Here is a 16275-nt window from a genome sequence, read left to right as displayed (position 1 = left end):
GAATTGGAATCCAACAAGATGAACAATAAAAAAAGCATGCTGGCCGGCCTCATCGGACTGGCCCTGCTGGCCGGTTGTAGTCAGGCGCCGGACACAGCAGACAAACACTCCGGCCTCGCGCTGGCCAACATGGACACCCGGGTCAAACCCGGTGACGACTTCTTCCGCTACGTGAACGGCCACTGGCTGGCCACCGCCAAGATCCCGGACGACAGGCCCGCCGACGGTGCCTTTTACATGCTGCGGGACAAGTCGCTGGCGGACGTGCGGGTGCTGGTCGAGGGGCTCGACGGCAAGGCGGCGGCAGGCACCCCGGCCCAGCAGATCCACGATCTCTACCAGAGCTATCTGGATCAGGGCAGCCGGGATGCCAAGGGCACCACGCCGCTGCTGCCCCTGCTCAGCGACATCGATCAGATCCGCGATCGAAGCGGGCTGGCCCGGGCCTTTGCCCAGAGCGGTCGCACTGGCGGCGGCGCCCCGTTCGGCTTCTGGATCGACGCCGATGCCAAGGCGCCGGACAGCTATGCGGTCTACCTCTATCAATCCGGGCTCAGCCTGCCGGATCGGGATTACTACCTCAAGACGGACCCCAGCAGCCAGGCGCTGCGGCAGAAATACGAGCAGCACATCGCCGGCATGCTGACCCGTTTCGGCGAAGCGGATGCCAAGGCCAAGGCCGCACGCATCCTGGCCCTTGAGACCAAACTCGCCCAGATCCAGTGGGACAACGTGGCCCTGCGGGATCGGGAGAAGAACTACAACAAGGCGCCCCAGAGCGAGCTCAAGCGCCTCGCTCCGCATATCGACTGGGACGGCTACCTGAACCAGGCCGGCCTCGCCGGTCAGCGCAGCCTGGTCATAGGCCAGCCGAGTTATCTCGCAGCCCTTGATGGCCTGATGCAGCAGACCCCGATCGGCGACTGGCAAGCATACCTCAAGTGGCAGCTCATCACGGATTACGCTCCCTATCTCGACAGCCAGACAGACGCCCAGAACTTCGCCTTCTTCGGCACCACCTTAAGCGGCACACCCAAGCAGCGCGCCCCCTGGGAGCGCGCCCTCGGCGTGCTGGACGATCACCTGGGCGAGGCGGTGGGCCAGCTCTACGTGGAGCGCTACTTCCCGCCCCAGGCCAAGGCCCGCATGGAGCAGCTGGTAGAGAACCTGCGCACCGCCTACGGCCAGAGCATCCAGGAGCTGGACTGGATGTCGCCGGCCACCAAGACCCAGGCGCTGGAGAAGCTGGCCAAGTTCAGGCCCAAGATCGGCTACCCGGACAAGTGGAAGGATTACAGCGCCATCGAGATCCGCCAGGGCGATCTGCTGGGCAACCTGCAGCGGGCCCACGCCTTCGAATATGCCGACAACCTGGCCCGCCTCGGCAAGCCGGTAGACAGAGACGAATGGCACATGTCGCCGCAGACGGTGAACGCCTACTACAACCCGAGCAACAACGAGATCGTCTTCCCGGCCGCCATACTGCAACCCCCCTTCTTCGACATGACGGCAGATGACGCTGTCAACTACGGCGCCATCGGCGGGGTGATTGGCCACGAGATGGGCCACGGTTTCGATGATCAGGGGGCCAAGTCCGACGGCGACGGCCTGATGCGCGACTGGTGGACGCCACAGGATCTCAAGGAGTTCCGCTTCCGTACCAGCCGGCTGGTGGCCCAGTACAACCGCTTCGAGCCCATCAATGGCCAGTTCGTCAACGGCCAGTTCACCCTGGGGGAGAACATAGGCGATCTGGGCGGTCTCACCATAGCCCACAAGGCCTACGAGCTGTCGCTCAAGGGTGAGGAAGCGCCCGTGTTGGACGGCTTCACCGGTGAGCAGCGCTTCTTCCTCGGCTGGGCCCAGGTGTGGAAAGGCATGTATCGCCCCGAGCTGATGCAGATGCTGCTCGCCTCGGATCCCCACTCTCCGCCCGAGTACAGGGTCAACGGCGTGGTGCCCAACATCCCCGCCTTCTACGAGGCGTTCAACATACAGCCGGGTGACAAGCTCTATCTGGCCCCGGCCAAACGAGTCAAGATCTGGTAATCACCGCCTCCGGCGAGGCAGAGAAAGAGAGCCGGGCAGAGGCAAGCCCGAACCCGGCCCACACATACACATCCGTGACGGGCAGGCGTGCCGCCCGTCACCGCAGCAACAAGGGTCACATAGATGAAAGCCTTATTCATGACACTCGGCCTGCTCACCCTGCCACTGACTGGCCAGGCAGCGGAGGGGTTCTTCAAACAGCTGACGCTCCCCTCCGGCCAGGTGATCACCGTCAGCGAGGGACGGGGTGAACCCACCTCCATCGGCAGCTACGACGTGCGCCTCTACTCCGGCGCCAATCCCCAGTTTCCCCTCGATCAGTTCATCGACGGCAAGGTACTGGCGCGAGATGGCACCATCAAGGAGCTCAAACTGCAGGATCTCAACGGTGACAAGCAGCCCGAGCTCATCGTCATCATGGAGAGCGCCGGCAGCGGCAGCTACCTGAGTGCCGACGCTTTCACCATACATCCGCAAGAGGGGCTCGAGAGCTTCAACCACGTGGAAGAGCTGGCTCCCACGGAAGATGTGATCCAGGCGCTCAAGACCCCCCGCGATTAATTAATCACTCTCCATGAAGCAGCCCCGCAGCGCTGGGCTGCTTCCTTTTCGGCGACAGACGCTGACGCCCTTTCCCGCCTCCTTGCCGCCCGGCTACGGGCCTGCGCCCCGATGGACGGCTATTTTTTCTGCGTTTATAATCGCCCCACCTTGCCACTGCGAAAAATAAGGAGGTAAAAAAATGGTTATCCAAGCGTGTCCGATGTTCTCGGCCCGCCTGTTCGGCACATTCGCGTGCTCTTGCCTGCATACCATCGCGCTGCGATAGCGGGTTCGAGCAAAGCCGACTCCCTTCCAAACCGAGACCTTTCTCGACTCTGCCGTTGTCGCCAGCGCTCCTGATGACAGGGATTTTTGATCCCGCCATTTAAGAGAGCAAGAGCATGACAACCCTGATGAGTACCCATTCCCTGCAAATGAGTGCGGGGCACCTTCCGTTATTTGACAACCTGGACCTCAGCATCCGCAGCGGTGATCGCATTGGCCTCATCGGCGCCAATGGCTGTGGCAAGAGCACACTGCTCGCCCTGCTGGCCGGTCAGCGCCAGCCCCATAACGGACGCATACACAAGGCCACTCCCTGTCGCTGTGAATTCGTGGCCCAGCACCTGCCCGTGCAACTGCAAGCACTCAGCACCCGCGCCGTGCTGCTCGATGCGCTGGCCAACGAGGTCGACCAGGCGTGGCAGGTGGACAAGATGCTGACCGAGCTGCAGCTGGCCGAGCAGGCCGATCTCCCGGTCAGCGCGCTGAGCGGCGGCCAGCATACCCGCCTGCAGATAGGCCGCGCCCTGCTGCACCAGCCCAACCTGTTGCTGCTGGACGAACCCAGCAACCACCTGGACTTGCCCGCCCTGCTCTGGCTCGAGCGCTTCCTGCTGGCGTGGCGCGGCGCCTTCGTGCTGGTCTCCCACGATGGTCGCCTGCTCGATCGGGTGACCCGCGAGACCCTGATCCTGCGGGATCGGCGGCTTCATCGCTTCGCCCTGCCCTGCAGCCAGGCCAGGGCGGCCCTGGCCGAAGAGGACGAGCAAACCCGCCTGCGCCGGGCCGATGAGCAAAAAGAGATCGACCGTCTGAGCGCCAGCAGCAAGCGCCTCGCCATCTGGGGGCGAGAGCATGACAATGAGAAACTGGTGCGCCAGGCCAAGTCCATGGAGAAACGGGTGACCAGGCTGCAGGAGGAGCAGAGCGTGGTCGGGGCGGACGCCCCCTGGCGCGTCGAACTGCACGGACAGGCGCTGCCCGCCGATGCCCTGCTGCGGCTCGACGCCCTCGACGTGCGCCCCGCCCCCGGCCTGCCGCCGCTGCTGCGGGCCGAGGATCTCTGGCTGCGCGCCGGCGACAGAGTCGCCCTGCTCGGCGCCAACGGCACGGGCAAGTCCTCCCTGCTGCGCCAATGCTGGGGCGAAGTGTGCGATCAACTGCCGGCTGAGGGCTGGTATCGCCACCCGGGCGCCAGCATCGCCTACTACGATCAGGCCCTGCAGCAGCTGGACGGCGACGCCACCCTGACCGATGCCCTCTATCCGCTGGCGCCTTTGCCGGAGGTGTCGCTGCGCCAGGCGCTGATCCGCGCGGGCTTCCCCTACTCCCGCCACGGCCAGCGCGTCGCGACCTTGAGCGGGGGTGAACGGGCCAGACTGCTGTTCCTCGCCCTGTCGCTGGCGAGTCACCATCTGCTCTGGCTCGATGAACCCACCAACCATCTGGATCTGGCAGGAAAGGAGGAGCTGGCCGAGGCCTTGACCGGCTTTGCCGGCGGCGTGCTGCTGGTCTCCCACGACCGGGATCTGATCGAGCGCAGTTGCAACCGCTTCTGGGTGATCAGGCAGGGCCGGATCCACGAAGCCCACAGCGCCGAGCGGGCCTATGCCGAGCTGCTCGGCGATGCGCCCGATCGGCCCGCCGCCGACGCCCATGCCAATGAGGCCAGGGGGGAAGACCCCATGCCGGACCACGATGATGAAGCGCTGCTGGCACGCTGGTACGAACTGGATGCCCTGCTTGCCGCCGATCTCACCCGCAAGCCCAAACATCAAACCCCGCGGCTGCAGCAAGAGTGGCGCCATGAGCTGGGCAGGCTTGCCGGTTTGCTGGGCCTCGCAGAGGAGTGACCGCCACGCCAGCGTTTTTCACATGATCCTTTCACTCAACTCACGCGGCCGGCCACGGCTGGCCGCAAGGAGCACATTATGTCTTCACCACAGCAGCCTGATATCAGGCTCGACCCCGTCACGGATACCGACTTACCCCACATCTACCGCGGTCTGTCGGATCCCGTGGTCATCGCCTACTACGGCATCAGCTATGACAGCATGGAGGCGTGCCAGGCCCAGATGCGCTGGTACGCCGAGATAGCGCAGAGCCAGAGCGGGGCCTGGTTCCTGATCCGCTGCCAGCAAACCGGCGCCCCTCTGGGGGCCATCGGCTACAACGATGCCGACCCGCAACACAAGCGGGCCGAGCTCGGCTACTGGCTCTATCCCGAGTACTGGGGCCAGGGGATCATGCAGGCGGCATTGCAACAGTTTCTGGCCCTCGTCTACCGCACCACCGAGCTGCACCGGTTGCTGGCGGTGGTGGAAGAGCCAAACCGTCCCTCTGCCCGCCTGCTCGAGCGGGCCGGCTTTCGCTACGAAGGGACGGCTCGGGAATGCGAGTGGAAGGGGGAGCAGTTTATCTCCCTGCAGCACTACGCTCTGCTGCGCAGCGACCTGCCAGAGGCTTGAGCACAGCCGCACCTGATGGCCAGCAAAAAGCCCCGCACTGCGGGGCTTTTTATCGGGTCGGTTACTTGATGGCGCAGATGTTGTCGGTGGCCAGAGTGCGGCGACGTCTGCGCCGCCACAGGGAGAAAACCCCGTAACCCGCGCTCAGCAGCACCGCATAGAGCACCTGGGAGGCGAGCGCCACCAGCACGGCGAGGCAGAGCAGCACGCTCAAGGCCGCCAGCCCCTTGCCCATGCCACCGAGCAGGCGCCAGCCCGCCGCCATGCAGAGCAGATAGACCAACACGAAGTTGCCGTTGGCGTAGCGGATCAGCTCATCGAGCGGCAAACGCAGCCAGAGGATCAAGGTGATGGAGACGAGGCAAATGACAAGCACCCAGCACAGGGCATTGAGCGGCGCCCCCCTGGCCGAGAGGCGAGAGAGGGAAACGGGCAGTTTGCCCTCCCGCGCCATGCTCCAGATAAGGCGCGCAAACCCCTGCAGATAGATGTTGATGCTGGCAAAGCAGGAGAGGTATCCCAGAATGGCCACCAGCCACTTGGCGGTGGGGCCGAACAGCAGCGAGAGCAGGGCCGGGATGGCGGTGGCATTGGTCGCCTCGTCGCCATAGAGACCATATTTGAGCACCACCAGCGAGTGGACCCAATAAATGAGCCCCGCCAGCAAGACACCACCGAGCAGGGCCAGCGGATAGTCCCGCTCCGGCCGCTTGAACTCCTCCCCCATGTGGGCGAAGGCTTCCAGCCCCACGAAGCACCAGAACATCACCGCCAGCGCCGTGCCCATGGCGGGCCACTCAGCTGCCGTCGGCAGTGGCTGGGCCGCGTCGCGCCAGCTGAGATCCCCCTTGAACCAGATGAGCAGGGTCAGCCCCAATATGGCCAGGGCAATCAGCAACTGCAGGTTGCCGGAGGAGCGCGCCCCCCGTAGCCCGAGCAGAAACACTCCGAGCAGGGTCAGCAGCTGGATGGCCCACAGGGTCCACTCCCCCAGATCAAACAGCGCATGCCAGAAACCGGCGGCGATAGTGAGGGCCGCTGGCAACCCCACCGGCAGCACAGCCAGAAACAGGAAGGCGGAGAAGCGCTCGGCGCCGTTGCCAAAGGCAAGACCAATCAGGTGCGGCGCGCCGCCCGCATGGGGATAACGGCGCCCCAGCCGGGCGAAGGTGAAGGCGATGGGCAGCACCAGCACGATGAGCAGCACCCAGGCCCAGAGCGAGGCTCCCCCCGCCAGCGACGCCGCGGTCGCCGGCACCACGAAGATCCCGGTACCCAGCAGTGAGGTAGCGAGCAGCCCCATTCCCTGCCAGAGCCCCAGCTCTTTTTTCAACGCAGACATATCCTTTTGTCCTGACTGGAAAAAACACCCCGCCATGTTAGGCCTCCCTCGCCCCTTTGTTAAGCATCCGAGCGGGGAATATGCAGACCTTTATTCAGCGTCCAGTTCGGATTGGAGGGACTCGGCCAGAAAATCCCCCAGCAGGGCTATCTTGAGCACCTGACGACGGGCCGCCGGGTAGATGAAGTAGAGGGTTTTGGCAGGGGTCTGATAGTGGCTGAGCAGGGGTAGCAGACGCCCCGCGGCGATATGCTCCCGCACCTGTTCGGCTGGCTGCAAGGTGACGCCCGCCCCCGCCAGCGCCGCCGTCAGCAACGCCGGCAAGTGGTTGATACGCAGCCGAGATACCACCCGCACCTCCTCGCGCTGGCCATCCTCCCCGACAAACTGCCAGCGCTCGTGATCCCCCCAGTTGCCGTGCAGGCACTGGTGACGGGCGAGATCGGCGGGATGGCGCGGCAAACCGTGACGAGAGAGATAATCGGGGGCGGCGCAGAGGCGATAGTGTTGAGTCAGCAGCGGGCGGGCGATGAGCGCCTCATCCTGCGGGCGCAGGGTGCGAATGGCGGCGTCGAACCCCTCCTCCACCATATCGACCCAGCGCGGGGTGAGTTGCAAGTCCACATCCAGCTTGGGATAACGGTCTAGGAAGGCGGGTAGCAGCGGCACCAACCGGTGGTGGCCAAAGCTGAGCGGGGCGGCGATGCGCAGCCGCCCGGCAGGCTCGGCCAGCAGGTTCTGGGTGAGCGATTCGGTTAGTGTCATCTCCTCCAGCACCCGCTGACAGCGGGCCAAAAAGAGCTGACCCAGCTCGGTGAGGGTCTGCTGGCGGGTGGTTTTGTGAAATAGCTTGCCCCCGAGCCACTGCTCCAGCCCCTGCACATGCTTGCCCACCATCTGAGCGCTAATCCCCTGCTCGTTCGCCACCGCACTGTATGAACCCAGCTCCACCACCCGGGTAAAGATACGCATGCTGGTCAATCGGTCCAAAACCCCTCCTTTACCCCTTTTCGGGGCAACGCGGCCCGCTGCAGGGCCTCCAATTCACAACCAAAAGTTTAGTAAGAAATGTATTTTTGCCAATTTATTCCATTTTTAGTTACTAATACAGTGATGCAGTACCCTTCCCCACAGGATAAATCCCCATGAAAAGTACCTATCTGGCCGCGCTACTGGTCGGTCTGCTTGCCACCGGTGCCAGCCAGGCTGCCGAGAGCCGCTTTATCAACAGTCACGATCAAACTCCCGCCCCGGCAACCGCAACAGCCCAACCCGATATCTTCCGGGTCAGCCTGCTAGGCACCGGCACCCCGGTGCCCCAGATCAGCCGCGGCGGCTACAGCACGCTCATCGAAGCGGGCCACCAGAAGCTGGTGTTCGACTTTGGCCGCAACTCCACCACCCGCCTGTGGCAACTGCATATCCCCATCGGCCGGGTCAACGCCTTCTTCCTCACCCACTTTCACTCCGACCACACCAACGGGCTGGCGGATCTCTGGCTGACCGGCTGGCTGCAACCGGCCTATGGTCAGCGCCACGTGCCGATGGAACTCTACGGCCCCAAGGGCACCACCGCCCTCGCCCGTGGCTTGCAGCAGGCCTACGCCACCGATATCGCCACCCGGGTCAAGGATGAGGGGACGCCGCTGGACGGGGTGAAGATCAATAGCCACGAAGTCACCGCCGGGGTGGTCTACGACCAGGACGGGGTCAAGGTCACCGCCTTTGACAACGACCACGGGGTCAACATCAAACCGTCGTTTGGCTATCGCATCGACTACCACGGCCACAGCGTGGTGCTCTCCGGCGATACCCGCTACAGCCCGGAGGTGGTAAAGCAGGCCAAAGGGGCCGATCTGCTGGTGCACTGCGTCTCCATGACCTCTGATGCCCAGATGAAGGCCAACCCCGGCTACAAGGCGATCGCCGGCCACCTCGCCTCCCCCGAGCAGGCGGCCCGGGTGATGAACGAAGCCAAACCGGCGCTGACGGTGTTCAGCCATATCGGCCTCAACGGCCAGATCTCGGTGAAGGATCTGGCCCAGGATCTGCGCGCCCACTACACGGGCCCCTTCGTCATCGGCAATGACCTGATGCAGATTGACCTGCCCACCACGGCTGCCGGCAAGGGCTTTGCCCTCTGGCAATCGGAAAATATTGACAACAAATAGCCATAAAAAAAGCCGCCTCTTGCGAGGCGGCTTCTTCATTCAACTCGGTAACCAGTGTTATCAGGCAATCAGCTTGTAGATGATACCGGACATGGCGATCAGGCCAATCAGGGTCACGAAGCCGTTGCTGATGTTGCCAGCGTATTTGCGCATGGCAGGTACCTTGGTGATGGCGTACATCGGCATCAGGAACAGCAGCATGGCGATGATGGGGCCGCCCAGGTCTTCGATCATGCCGAGGATGCTCGGGTTGATGGTGGCGATGGCCCAGGTGGTCAGGATCATGAACACCGCAGTCACTTTGTTGAGCTGCTTGGTGTCAACGTTCTTGCCCTTCTCACGCAGCGCCTTGGCCATCAGGCCGTTCATGCCTTCTTGCGCCCCCAGGTAGTGACCCAGGAAGGATTTGCTGATGGCAACCATGGCGATCAACGGAGCCACAGTGGCGATAACCGGGTTGTCGAAGTGGTTGGCCAGGTAGGACAGGATGGAGATGTTCTGTTCTTTGGCAGCAGCCAGGTCAGCCGGAGAGAGGCTCAGTACGCAGCTGAATACGAAGAACATAACGGTCATTACCATCATGACGTGAGCGCCCAGCAGGATGTTGCTGCACTTCTTCTCGGCACCTTCACCGTAACGACCTTTGTTGTCCACCGCGAAGGAGGAGATGATCGGGGAGTGGTTGAAGGAGAACACCATGACCGGGATAGCCAGCCACAGGGTCTTGAGGAAGTCACCGTTGAAGGCGTCAGCCAGCGCTGGTGCTTCAGTGATGATGGTACCGTTCCAGTGCGGGATCAGGTAGAACGCCAGGCCCATCAGGGTGATCACGAACGGGAATACCAGCACGCTCATCGCTTTGACGATAACCTGGCCGCCCAGACGAACAACCGCCATCAGACCCAGGATCAGCGCCAGCGACAGGATGGCACGGGGAGGTGCAGACATACCCAGCTGGTGAACAATTACGCTCTCGACTGTGTTGGTGATAGCGACCGAGTACATCAGTACGATCGGGTAGATGGCAAAGAAGTAGAGCAGGGTGATGAATTTGCCTGCGGTCTTGCCGAAGTGCTCTTCAACTACTTCAGTGATGTCGCCATCACGGGTAGAGCCGGACAGCACGAAACGGGCCAGACCACGGTGAGCGAAGAAAGTCAGCGGCAGGGCCAGGATCAACATGGCAACCAGCGGCCACAGGCCACCTACACCGGCGTTGATCGGCAGGAAGAGCACACCGGCACCGATCGCGGTACCGTACAGACCCAGCATCCAGACCACATCGGCCTTGTTGATGCCACGGGAAGACGCATTACTGGCTAAGCTGCCTTCAACTGCAATGTTCATGTCAGACATAGGGGTGTTCCTGTCATCAAGGAAAATAGAAAAAATCTAGTCAACCGGGCGCAATGCCCTGTTCCATCTCCCTGGAACTCCTGCAGTCCATCCCTGTTATTCTGATCCCACCGACTCGGCAACTTGCTCGCCACTCCATGTAGCAACCAAACTGCAACAAACAGGTCTGTGGGTCATCAGCCCGAGGGCCGCAAGCACGTCAACCGTTACAACTCATTAACGCACCTTTGTTCTGATGGGCTGACTCTAATTAAATCCCCTTACCGATCACAGTGTTTTTTTGAATTAATCAACCAAAGTTTGACTGGAATCGCCTTTCTGGCGTCAGAGATCACGTTGCCAGCCCAATTTTGTGAACAACCATTAACAATTTCAGGTAGTTTCACCCGTATCTATATCCTTTGGGGTACAACAAACTGCTTACATTTGCCTGTTTATTGCTCAAGTTGTGCGCCGCAGTGCCCTGTCGTACCCTGTTCATCAACATTTCCCCGTTGAATTAATATGGCCATCACCCGTACCGACCTCGCCGAACTGGCAGTATTTGCCGCCGTCGCCCGTCACCAGAGTTTCAGCAAGGCCGCCCTCGAGCTCGGGGTATCGGCGTCTGCCCTGAGCCACAGCCTGAAAGGGTTGGAGACCCGCTTGGGTGTCAGATTGCTCAACCGCAGCACCCGCGCCGTGGTGCCGACCGATGCGGGCCAGCGTCTGCTCGAACAGTTGTTACCCACCCTGAACCACCTGCAGAGCGCGCTCGACGAGCTGGCTCACCACAGCGACGAACCGGTGGGACGGCTGAAGATCAGTGCGCCACGGGGCGCCATCGACGAGCTGCTGGCCCCCGTGTTGATCGATTACATGGTGCGCTACCCGCGCATGCAGGTGGAGGTGGTGGAGCAGGAGCTGATGCCACGCCTCATAGAAGATGGCTATGATGCCGCCATCTTCTATGGCGATCTGCTGCCCAAGGAGATGATAGGTGTGCCGCTCGGGCCGCCCCAGCGCTATCTGGTGGTGGGGTCGCCCGCTTATCTGGCCGAGCGCGGCACGCCGCAACATCCCCGCGAACTGTCGCGCCATGCCTGCATAGGCTACCGGCTGACCCCATCTAACCACTACCGCTGGGCGTTTGCCGGGGAAGAGGGGGCCCTGCTGGAGATAGAGGTGACAGGGCCCCTGACCACCAGCACGCCGGCGCTCTATCTGGGGGCGGCAGAGGCGGGGCTGGGATTGGCGTATTGCCTGGAGGAGGAGGTGAGCAAGCAGCTGGCACAGGGAAAACTGGTGAGCGTGCTGGAGCAGTGGTGCCCCACCTTCGTGGGATTTTCACTCTTTTATCCCAGCCGGCATCAGCTGGGCAGCGGCCTGCGCGCCCTGATAGACATGCTCAAGGCACACTATCAAACTCGATGATTGATGAACATGGCTCATCAATTCATCAAATAGAAACCGGATTATCAACAAAAAAATATTAATCTAGACTGTCTGCTCGATAATCGAACTCCCCAAGAGAACAGATATGTCTGCCTATTTCATGTTGCGCCAACGGGCGATGACTCGCCGTTTCTGGGGCTATGCCCTCCCCTCCATCATGGCCATGCTGGTCTCCGGTGCCTACTATCTGGTCGATGGCATCTTCGTCGGTCACTACGTGGGCGCCGCCGGCCTCGCCGGCATCAATCTGGTCTATCCCGTCATCATGGTGCTGATCGGGCTCGCCGCCATGATCAGCATGGGGGCGGCCACCGCCATCTCCCTCCATCAGGGGGCAAAGAATATCCGGCTGGCCCGACAGGCGCTGGTCAATGCGTTCTGGCTGCTCGGGCTGCTCGGGGCCTTGGCGCCCTTGCTGCTGAACTACTGGCACATCGACATCCTGCTGGCATTGGGGATTGAGCAAGGCACCGAGACCTGGAAGCAGGCCAGTGACTACCTCACCTGGATCGGCGGCGGTACCCTGCTGCTGGCCTGCAACCTGGCGGTGCCCTACCTGCTGCGCAACGATGGCAAGCCAAGGCTGGCCATGATCCTGGTCAGCAGTGGCGCCATCCTCAACATAGTACTCAACTACCTCATGGTCGGCCGGCTGGGACTGGGGCTGGTGGGCTCGGCCCAGGCGACGCTCATCACTGAGGGGATCGTCAGCCTGCTGGGCCTGGGTTACTTCTTTACCAGCCATGCCAAACTACGCCTCTCATGGCGCCACATGGTGCCCAGTTTTCCGGCCATGCCCAACCTGCTGTTCACCGGCCTGCCGAGCCTGATCGCCCAGTTCAACCTGGGACTGCTGCTGCTGCTGCACAACAGCCAGTTGATGGCGTATGGCGCCATCAAGGATCTCGCCGGCTTCACCGTGGCCGGTTATACCGAGGCCGTGTTCATCGTGATCCTGCAGGGTCTGGCCTTCGGCATCCAGCCGCTCATCAGCCAGGCGACAGGGGCCAAACGCCATCGTGATCTGAAATTCCTGATGGAGATGGGGCTCAAGATCACGCTCATCTATGGCATGGCGGTCTGGCTGCTGATCCAGCTGCTGCCGCGCCAGGTGGCCATGCTCTACATCGGCAATCAGGATGCCGAGCTGCTTGCCGCGGCCGTCAGCAGCCTGACCCTCAACCTCGGCGCCATTCCGCTGGAGGGGATCATCATGTTCGGCATAGTGTTGCTGCAATCCATGGCCCGCACCAAGCAGGCGCTGATCATCTCGGCCGCCAAGACACTGCTGCTGCTGCCGCTGATCTTCCTGCTGCCGCTCTGGTGGGGCCGCGAGGGTGTGCTGATGGCCCAGCCCACCACTGTCTTGCTGCTGACCCTGCCGCTGTGCTGGCTGCTGTGGCGGGAGTGGCGTCGCCTCAAGCTGGCGTGCACACCCCAGCGTCCACATAATGCCAAGCCGATCGGCGCCCGTCAGGGAGTCCAGCTGGCCCGCCGCGCCGGCTAGCCATTACGCAGACTCAAAGCCGGGTGGCGCGGGTACGCACCCCGGGTTCTGCCATCGCCTGCTGGGCGGCCACCAGTTGCAGCTCGTAGGCTCCCGCCAGCCAGGTCTGGGCCAGCACCGCATCCACGCTGGCGTTGGTGCGCTCAAACGCCAGCACGGGATCATGTCCCGCCAGCAGATTGGCCAGCATGGTGGCACTGAGCAGATCCCCCACCCCTATGGGCTGGCGATGAAATGCATAGAGCGGGCGCGAGATATGAAACGCGCCCGCATCGCATACCAGCACCATCTCGAACCTGTCTAGGCTTAACCCGGCCCGGCCCAGATGCTTGACCATCACCAGCTTGATCCCCTGCTCGCGCAACTGCTGACAAGCCGCCAGCACCTCGGGCACATTGCTTATCTCGTGGCCAGTCAGCCGTTCCAGCTCCAGCAGATTGGGGGCCAGCATGTCGGCCTGGGGCAAGGCCCGGGTTTTAAAGAATTCGCTAACACCGGGTGCCACTATGCAACCCTTGTCGGGGTGACCCATCACGGGATCACAGAAATAGAGGGCGTTCGGATTGAGCGCCTTGAGGTGTGCCACCGCCGCCAGTATTTCCTCCCCCTGTTCGGCCGAGCCGAGGTAGCCGCTCAAGAGCGCATCGCACTGCCCCAGCACGCCTATGTCGGCAAGCCCCGTCATCAACTGGCGGATATGGCCGCCGGGCATCACCATCCCCTGCCAACCTTCGCGGTACTGGGTATGGTTGGAGAACTGCACAGTGTTGACGGGCCACACCTCCATGCCCATGCGGCGCATGGGAAACACGGCGGCACCGTTGCCGGCGCAGCCGAACACCACGTGGGATTGAATGGAGAGAATTCGCTTCATGATGGCGACTCACGCAAAAATGGATAAAAAACACAGGGAAAAACGGGCCTTGCGGCCCGTTGTTGTCACTCTCGATTAACGCAGCACCTTGACGGTGTAGCTGCCATCGGCCTGACGATAGAGGCCGTGGATATCGGTCTCGAAGCCCGGGTAGTGGGCACCGATCTCGCACAGCATCTCGAGGAATTCGAGCACCGGCAGAGAATCGCTGGTCACCATCTCGCCCGGCAGTACCAGCGGTACTCCCGGCGGGTACGGCAGTATCATGTTGGCGCTGATGCGATCAACCATGTCACGCAACGGCACCTCTTCCAGATTGCCCGCCAGCTCCTGCTGCCATGCAGCGTGCGGGGTCATCTTCATCTCCGGCAGCACGTCGAACGCCTTGAACATCAGCTCCGGCAGACGGTATTTGCAGGTCAGATCGTGGATGCTCTGGGCCAGCGCCTGGATGCGCATCCCTTCGTAGAAGCTCGGGTCTTCACGATAGAGGCTCGGCAATATGCTCTTGATGGTCAGGTTCAGGTCATAACCGCGCTTGAACTCGGTCAGGGCACGCAGCAGCTGCATCGCCTTGGACTGATCGATACCGATGGAGAACAGGAACAGCATGTTGTAAGGGCCTGTCTTCTCCACCACTATGCCGCGCTCGTCGAGGAACTTGGAGACCAGTGAAGCAGGGATGCCCTTCTCCAGCAGCTTGCCATCACGACCCATACCCGGGGTCAGCAGGGTGACCTTGATGGGGTCGAGGTACATGTGGTCATCGTCGATGCCGTTGAAACCGTGCCAATCATCTTTCGGATCCAGCTTCCAGCACTCGACGGTGTCGATGTTGTCCGGCTGCCAGACGTCGAAGAACCAACCTTCGCTCTGATCACGCAGACGCTTGATCTCTTTGCGGAAGGAGATGGCGCGATCGATGGAGTCCTTGATCAGACGCTTGCCGGTGTTGCCCCGCATCATGGCAGCGGAAATCTCGGTGGATGCCACTATGCCGTACTGCGGCGAAGTGGAGGTGTGCATCATGAAGGCTTCGTTGAAGGTCTCTTCCTCCACGTCACCCTTGATGTGGATCATCGAGGCCTGGGAGAAGGCCGCCAGCAGTTTGTGGGTGGACTGGGTTTCATAGAACACCTTGCCCGGCATGGCGTCGCCACTCATGCCGCACTTGCCTTCATAGATGGGGCTGAAGTTGGTGTAAGGCACCCAGGCACTGTCGAAGTGGATGTACGGGGTATCCAGACTCTGCTTGATGAAGCCGGTGTTGTAGAGCAGGCCATCATAGGTGGAGTTGGTGATCACAGCGTAACGGGGAGCCTGGGCACCCGGGGTGGCGGCGACCTTGGCAGCTATGGTCTCGCGGCTGAATTCGCTCTGCGGGATACCGCCCAGTATGCCGTAAGCATTGCGGGTCGGACGGAAATAGAGCGGGGTCACGTCACTCATCATCATCAGGTGAGTCAGGGACTTGTGACAGTTGCGATCCACCAGCACTGTGCTGCCGGCCGGTGCGGAATACATGCCGACTATCTTGTTGGCGGTGGAGGTGCCGTTGGTGACGATATAGGAGCGATCGGCGTTGAAGGTACGGGCGATATACTCCTCGGCTTCCTTGTGCGGACCCGAGTGATCCAGCAGGGAACCCAGCTCCGGCATGGAGATGGAGACGTCCGCCTTGAAGGCGTTGGGGCCGTAGAAGTCATAGAAGATGCTGCCGGCCGGGCTCATCTGGAAGGCGGTACCACCCATGTGACCCGGGGTACAGAAGGTGTATTTACCCTCTTCCACGTACTTGAACAGCGCCTTGGTGAACGGCGGCAGTATGGCGTCCTGATACTCCTGAGTGGCTTGACCCATCTTGAGGGCGATGTCGTCGGCCATGCCGAGACGGTACTCGAAGAAGTGTACGTTCAGACGCAGGTCGGTCAGGTGAATATCCAGGGTGGACTGGTCGTTGGCGAAGGCGAAGATCGGCAGCTTCTCGTTGCGATCGTGGATCTCCTTGCACAGGCCGAGGGAATATTTATCCCAGTCGAAGATGGCACCGCAGACACGGGGGTTCTTCTCGATCAGTTTCAGCAGATCGGCTACGTCGACCGGGTATACAACCTGAAAGCCTTTACGCTCGAGGGAGGCTTGCAGCTGGCGAATGGGTTCTTCTTTGAAGAACACGCCCAGGTGGTTGAGGATGGCAATGATATTCATCGTGATACTCCACACGTAGAGGGGCGCTCTCCATCAGGGAT

The 16275-nt window shown here is 61.8% G+C and carries 12 protein-coding genes; 7 read left to right on the top strand and 5 right to left on the bottom strand.

The window, feature by feature from the left end; genetic code table 11:
- Positions 1 to 18: 18 nt before the first annotated feature.
- The 4 genes from BN1128_RS06975 to BN1128_RS06960 all read left to right on the top strand — a co-directional run bounded on the left by BN1128_RS06975 (position 19) and on the right by BN1128_RS06960 (position 5342).
- Positions 19 to 2049 (top strand): M13 family metallopeptidase, encoded by a 2031-nt coding sequence (locus tag BN1128_RS06975; protein ID WP_042867332.1) that lies wholly within the window; start codon positions 19 to 21, stop codon positions 2047 to 2049.
- A 123-nt stretch (positions 2050 to 2172) separates the two neighbouring features.
- On the top strand, positions 2173 to 2610 hold the full coding sequence (locus tag BN1128_RS06970; protein WP_042867217.1) for a PliI family lysozyme inhibitor of I-type lysozyme: 438 nt from the start codon (positions 2173 to 2175) through the stop codon (positions 2608 to 2610).
- A 383-nt stretch (positions 2611 to 2993) separates the two neighbouring features.
- Complete coding sequence (locus BN1128_RS06965) at positions 2994 to 4727, top strand: ABC-F family ATP-binding cassette domain-containing protein (RefSeq protein ID WP_042867216.1); 1734 nt, start codon at positions 2994 to 2996, stop codon at positions 4725 to 4727.
- Positions 4728 to 4805: 78 nt separating this feature from the next.
- The gene (locus BN1128_RS06960; RefSeq protein ID WP_042867215.1) at positions 4806 to 5342 is read left to right on the top strand and encodes a GNAT family N-acetyltransferase; all 537 of its coding nucleotides are present in this window, start codon (positions 4806 to 4808) and stop codon (positions 5340 to 5342) included.
- Between the two features lie 61 nt (positions 5343 to 5403).
- Here BN1128_RS06960 and yjeH read toward each other — a convergent pair whose 3' ends face one another.
- Both yjeH and BN1128_RS06950 read right to left on the bottom strand, forming a co-directional pair.
- On the bottom strand, positions 5404 to 6684 hold the full coding sequence (gene yjeH / locus BN1128_RS06955; RefSeq protein ID WP_042867214.1) for an L-methionine/branched-chain amino acid transporter: 1281 nt from the start codon (positions 6682 to 6684) through the stop codon (positions 5404 to 5406).
- A 90-nt stretch (positions 6685 to 6774) separates the two neighbouring features.
- Entirely contained in the window at positions 6775 to 7674 is a 900-nt protein-coding gene (locus BN1128_RS06950; RefSeq protein ID WP_042867213.1) for a LysR family transcriptional regulator, read from the bottom strand.
- Between the two features lie 155 nt (positions 7675 to 7829).
- Between BN1128_RS06950 and BN1128_RS06945 the strand changes: the two genes are divergently transcribed.
- Complete coding sequence (locus BN1128_RS06945) at positions 7830 to 8855, top strand: MBL fold metallo-hydrolase (RefSeq protein WP_042867212.1); 1026 nt, start codon at positions 7830 to 7832, stop codon at positions 8853 to 8855.
- A gap of 60 nt (positions 8856 to 8915) precedes the next feature.
- On the opposite strand, the gene BN1128_RS06940 is transcribed toward BN1128_RS06945, so the two are convergent.
- Positions 8916 to 10211, bottom strand: coding sequence for an HAAAP family serine/threonine permease (locus tag BN1128_RS06940; protein WP_042867211.1), 1296 nt, complete (start codon positions 10209 to 10211; stop codon positions 8916 to 8918).
- Positions 10212 to 10715: 504 nt separating this feature from the next.
- Here BN1128_RS06940 and BN1128_RS06935 point away from each other — a divergent pair.
- Both BN1128_RS06935 and BN1128_RS06930 read left to right on the top strand, forming a co-directional pair.
- The gene (locus BN1128_RS06935; RefSeq protein ID WP_042867210.1) at positions 10716 to 11624 is read left to right on the top strand and encodes a LysR family transcriptional regulator; all 909 of its coding nucleotides are present in this window, start codon (positions 10716 to 10718) and stop codon (positions 11622 to 11624) included.
- 106 nt (positions 11625 to 11730) lie between these two features.
- Positions 11731 to 13152 (top strand): MATE family efflux transporter, encoded by a 1422-nt coding sequence (locus BN1128_RS06930; RefSeq protein ID WP_042867209.1) that lies wholly within the window; start codon positions 11731 to 11733, stop codon positions 13150 to 13152.
- A 13-nt stretch (positions 13153 to 13165) separates the two neighbouring features.
- On the opposite strand, the gene pdxY is transcribed toward BN1128_RS06930, so the two are convergent.
- Both pdxY and BN1128_RS06920 read right to left on the bottom strand, forming a co-directional pair.
- The gene (pdxY, locus tag BN1128_RS06925) at positions 13166 to 14026 is read right to left on the bottom strand and encodes a pyridoxal kinase PdxY (protein ID WP_042867208.1); all 861 of its coding nucleotides are present in this window, start codon (positions 14024 to 14026) and stop codon (positions 13166 to 13168) included.
- Between the two features lie 75 nt (positions 14027 to 14101).
- The gene (locus BN1128_RS06920) at positions 14102 to 16234 is read right to left on the bottom strand and encodes a lysine decarboxylase CadA (RefSeq protein ID WP_042867207.1); all 2133 of its coding nucleotides are present in this window, start codon (positions 16232 to 16234) and stop codon (positions 14102 to 14104) included.
- Positions 16235 to 16275: the final 41 nt, after the last annotated feature.

The sequence above is a fragment of the Aeromonas piscicola genome (genome assembly GCF_000820005.1).
In the GTDB taxonomy this organism is placed as follows: Bacteria; Pseudomonadota; Gammaproteobacteria; order Enterobacterales; family Aeromonadaceae; genus Aeromonas; species Aeromonas piscicola.
This window is presented reverse-complemented; position numbering and strand designations above follow the sequence as displayed.

Coding starts and splice junctions, on each gene's coding strand:
- BN1128_RS06975 (WP_042867332.1), top strand. CDS start 19: ATGAACAATAAAAAAAGCATGCTGGCCGGCCTCATCGGACTGGCCCTG.
- BN1128_RS06970 (WP_042867217.1), top strand. CDS start 2,173: ATGAAAGCCTTATTCATGACACTCGGCCTGCTCACCCTGCCACTGACT.
- BN1128_RS06965 (WP_042867216.1), top strand. CDS start 2,994: ATGACAACCCTGATGAGTACCCATTCCCTGCAAATGAGTGCGGGGCAC.
- BN1128_RS06960 (WP_042867215.1), top strand. CDS start 4,806: ATGTCTTCACCACAGCAGCCTGATATCAGGCTCGACCCCGTCACGGAT.
- yjeH (WP_042867214.1), bottom strand. CDS start 6,684: ATGTCTGCGTTGAAAAAAGAGCTGGGGCTCTGGCAGGGAATGGGGCTG.
- BN1128_RS06945 (WP_042867212.1), top strand. CDS start 7,830: ATGAAAAGTACCTATCTGGCCGCGCTACTGGTCGGTCTGCTTGCCACC.
- BN1128_RS06940 (WP_042867211.1), bottom strand. CDS start 10,211: ATGTCTGACATGAACATTGCAGTTGAAGGCAGCTTAGCCAGTAATGCG.
- BN1128_RS06935 (WP_042867210.1), top strand. CDS start 10,716: ATGGCCATCACCCGTACCGACCTCGCCGAACTGGCAGTATTTGCCGCC.
- BN1128_RS06930 (WP_042867209.1), top strand. CDS start 11,731: ATGTCTGCCTATTTCATGTTGCGCCAACGGGCGATGACTCGCCGTTTC.
- pdxY (WP_042867208.1), bottom strand. CDS start 14,026: ATGAAGCGAATTCTCTCCATTCAATCCCACGTGGTGTTCGGCTGCGCC.
- BN1128_RS06920 (WP_042867207.1), bottom strand. CDS start 16,234: ATGAATATCATTGCCATCCTCAACCACCTGGGCGTGTTCTTCAAAGAA.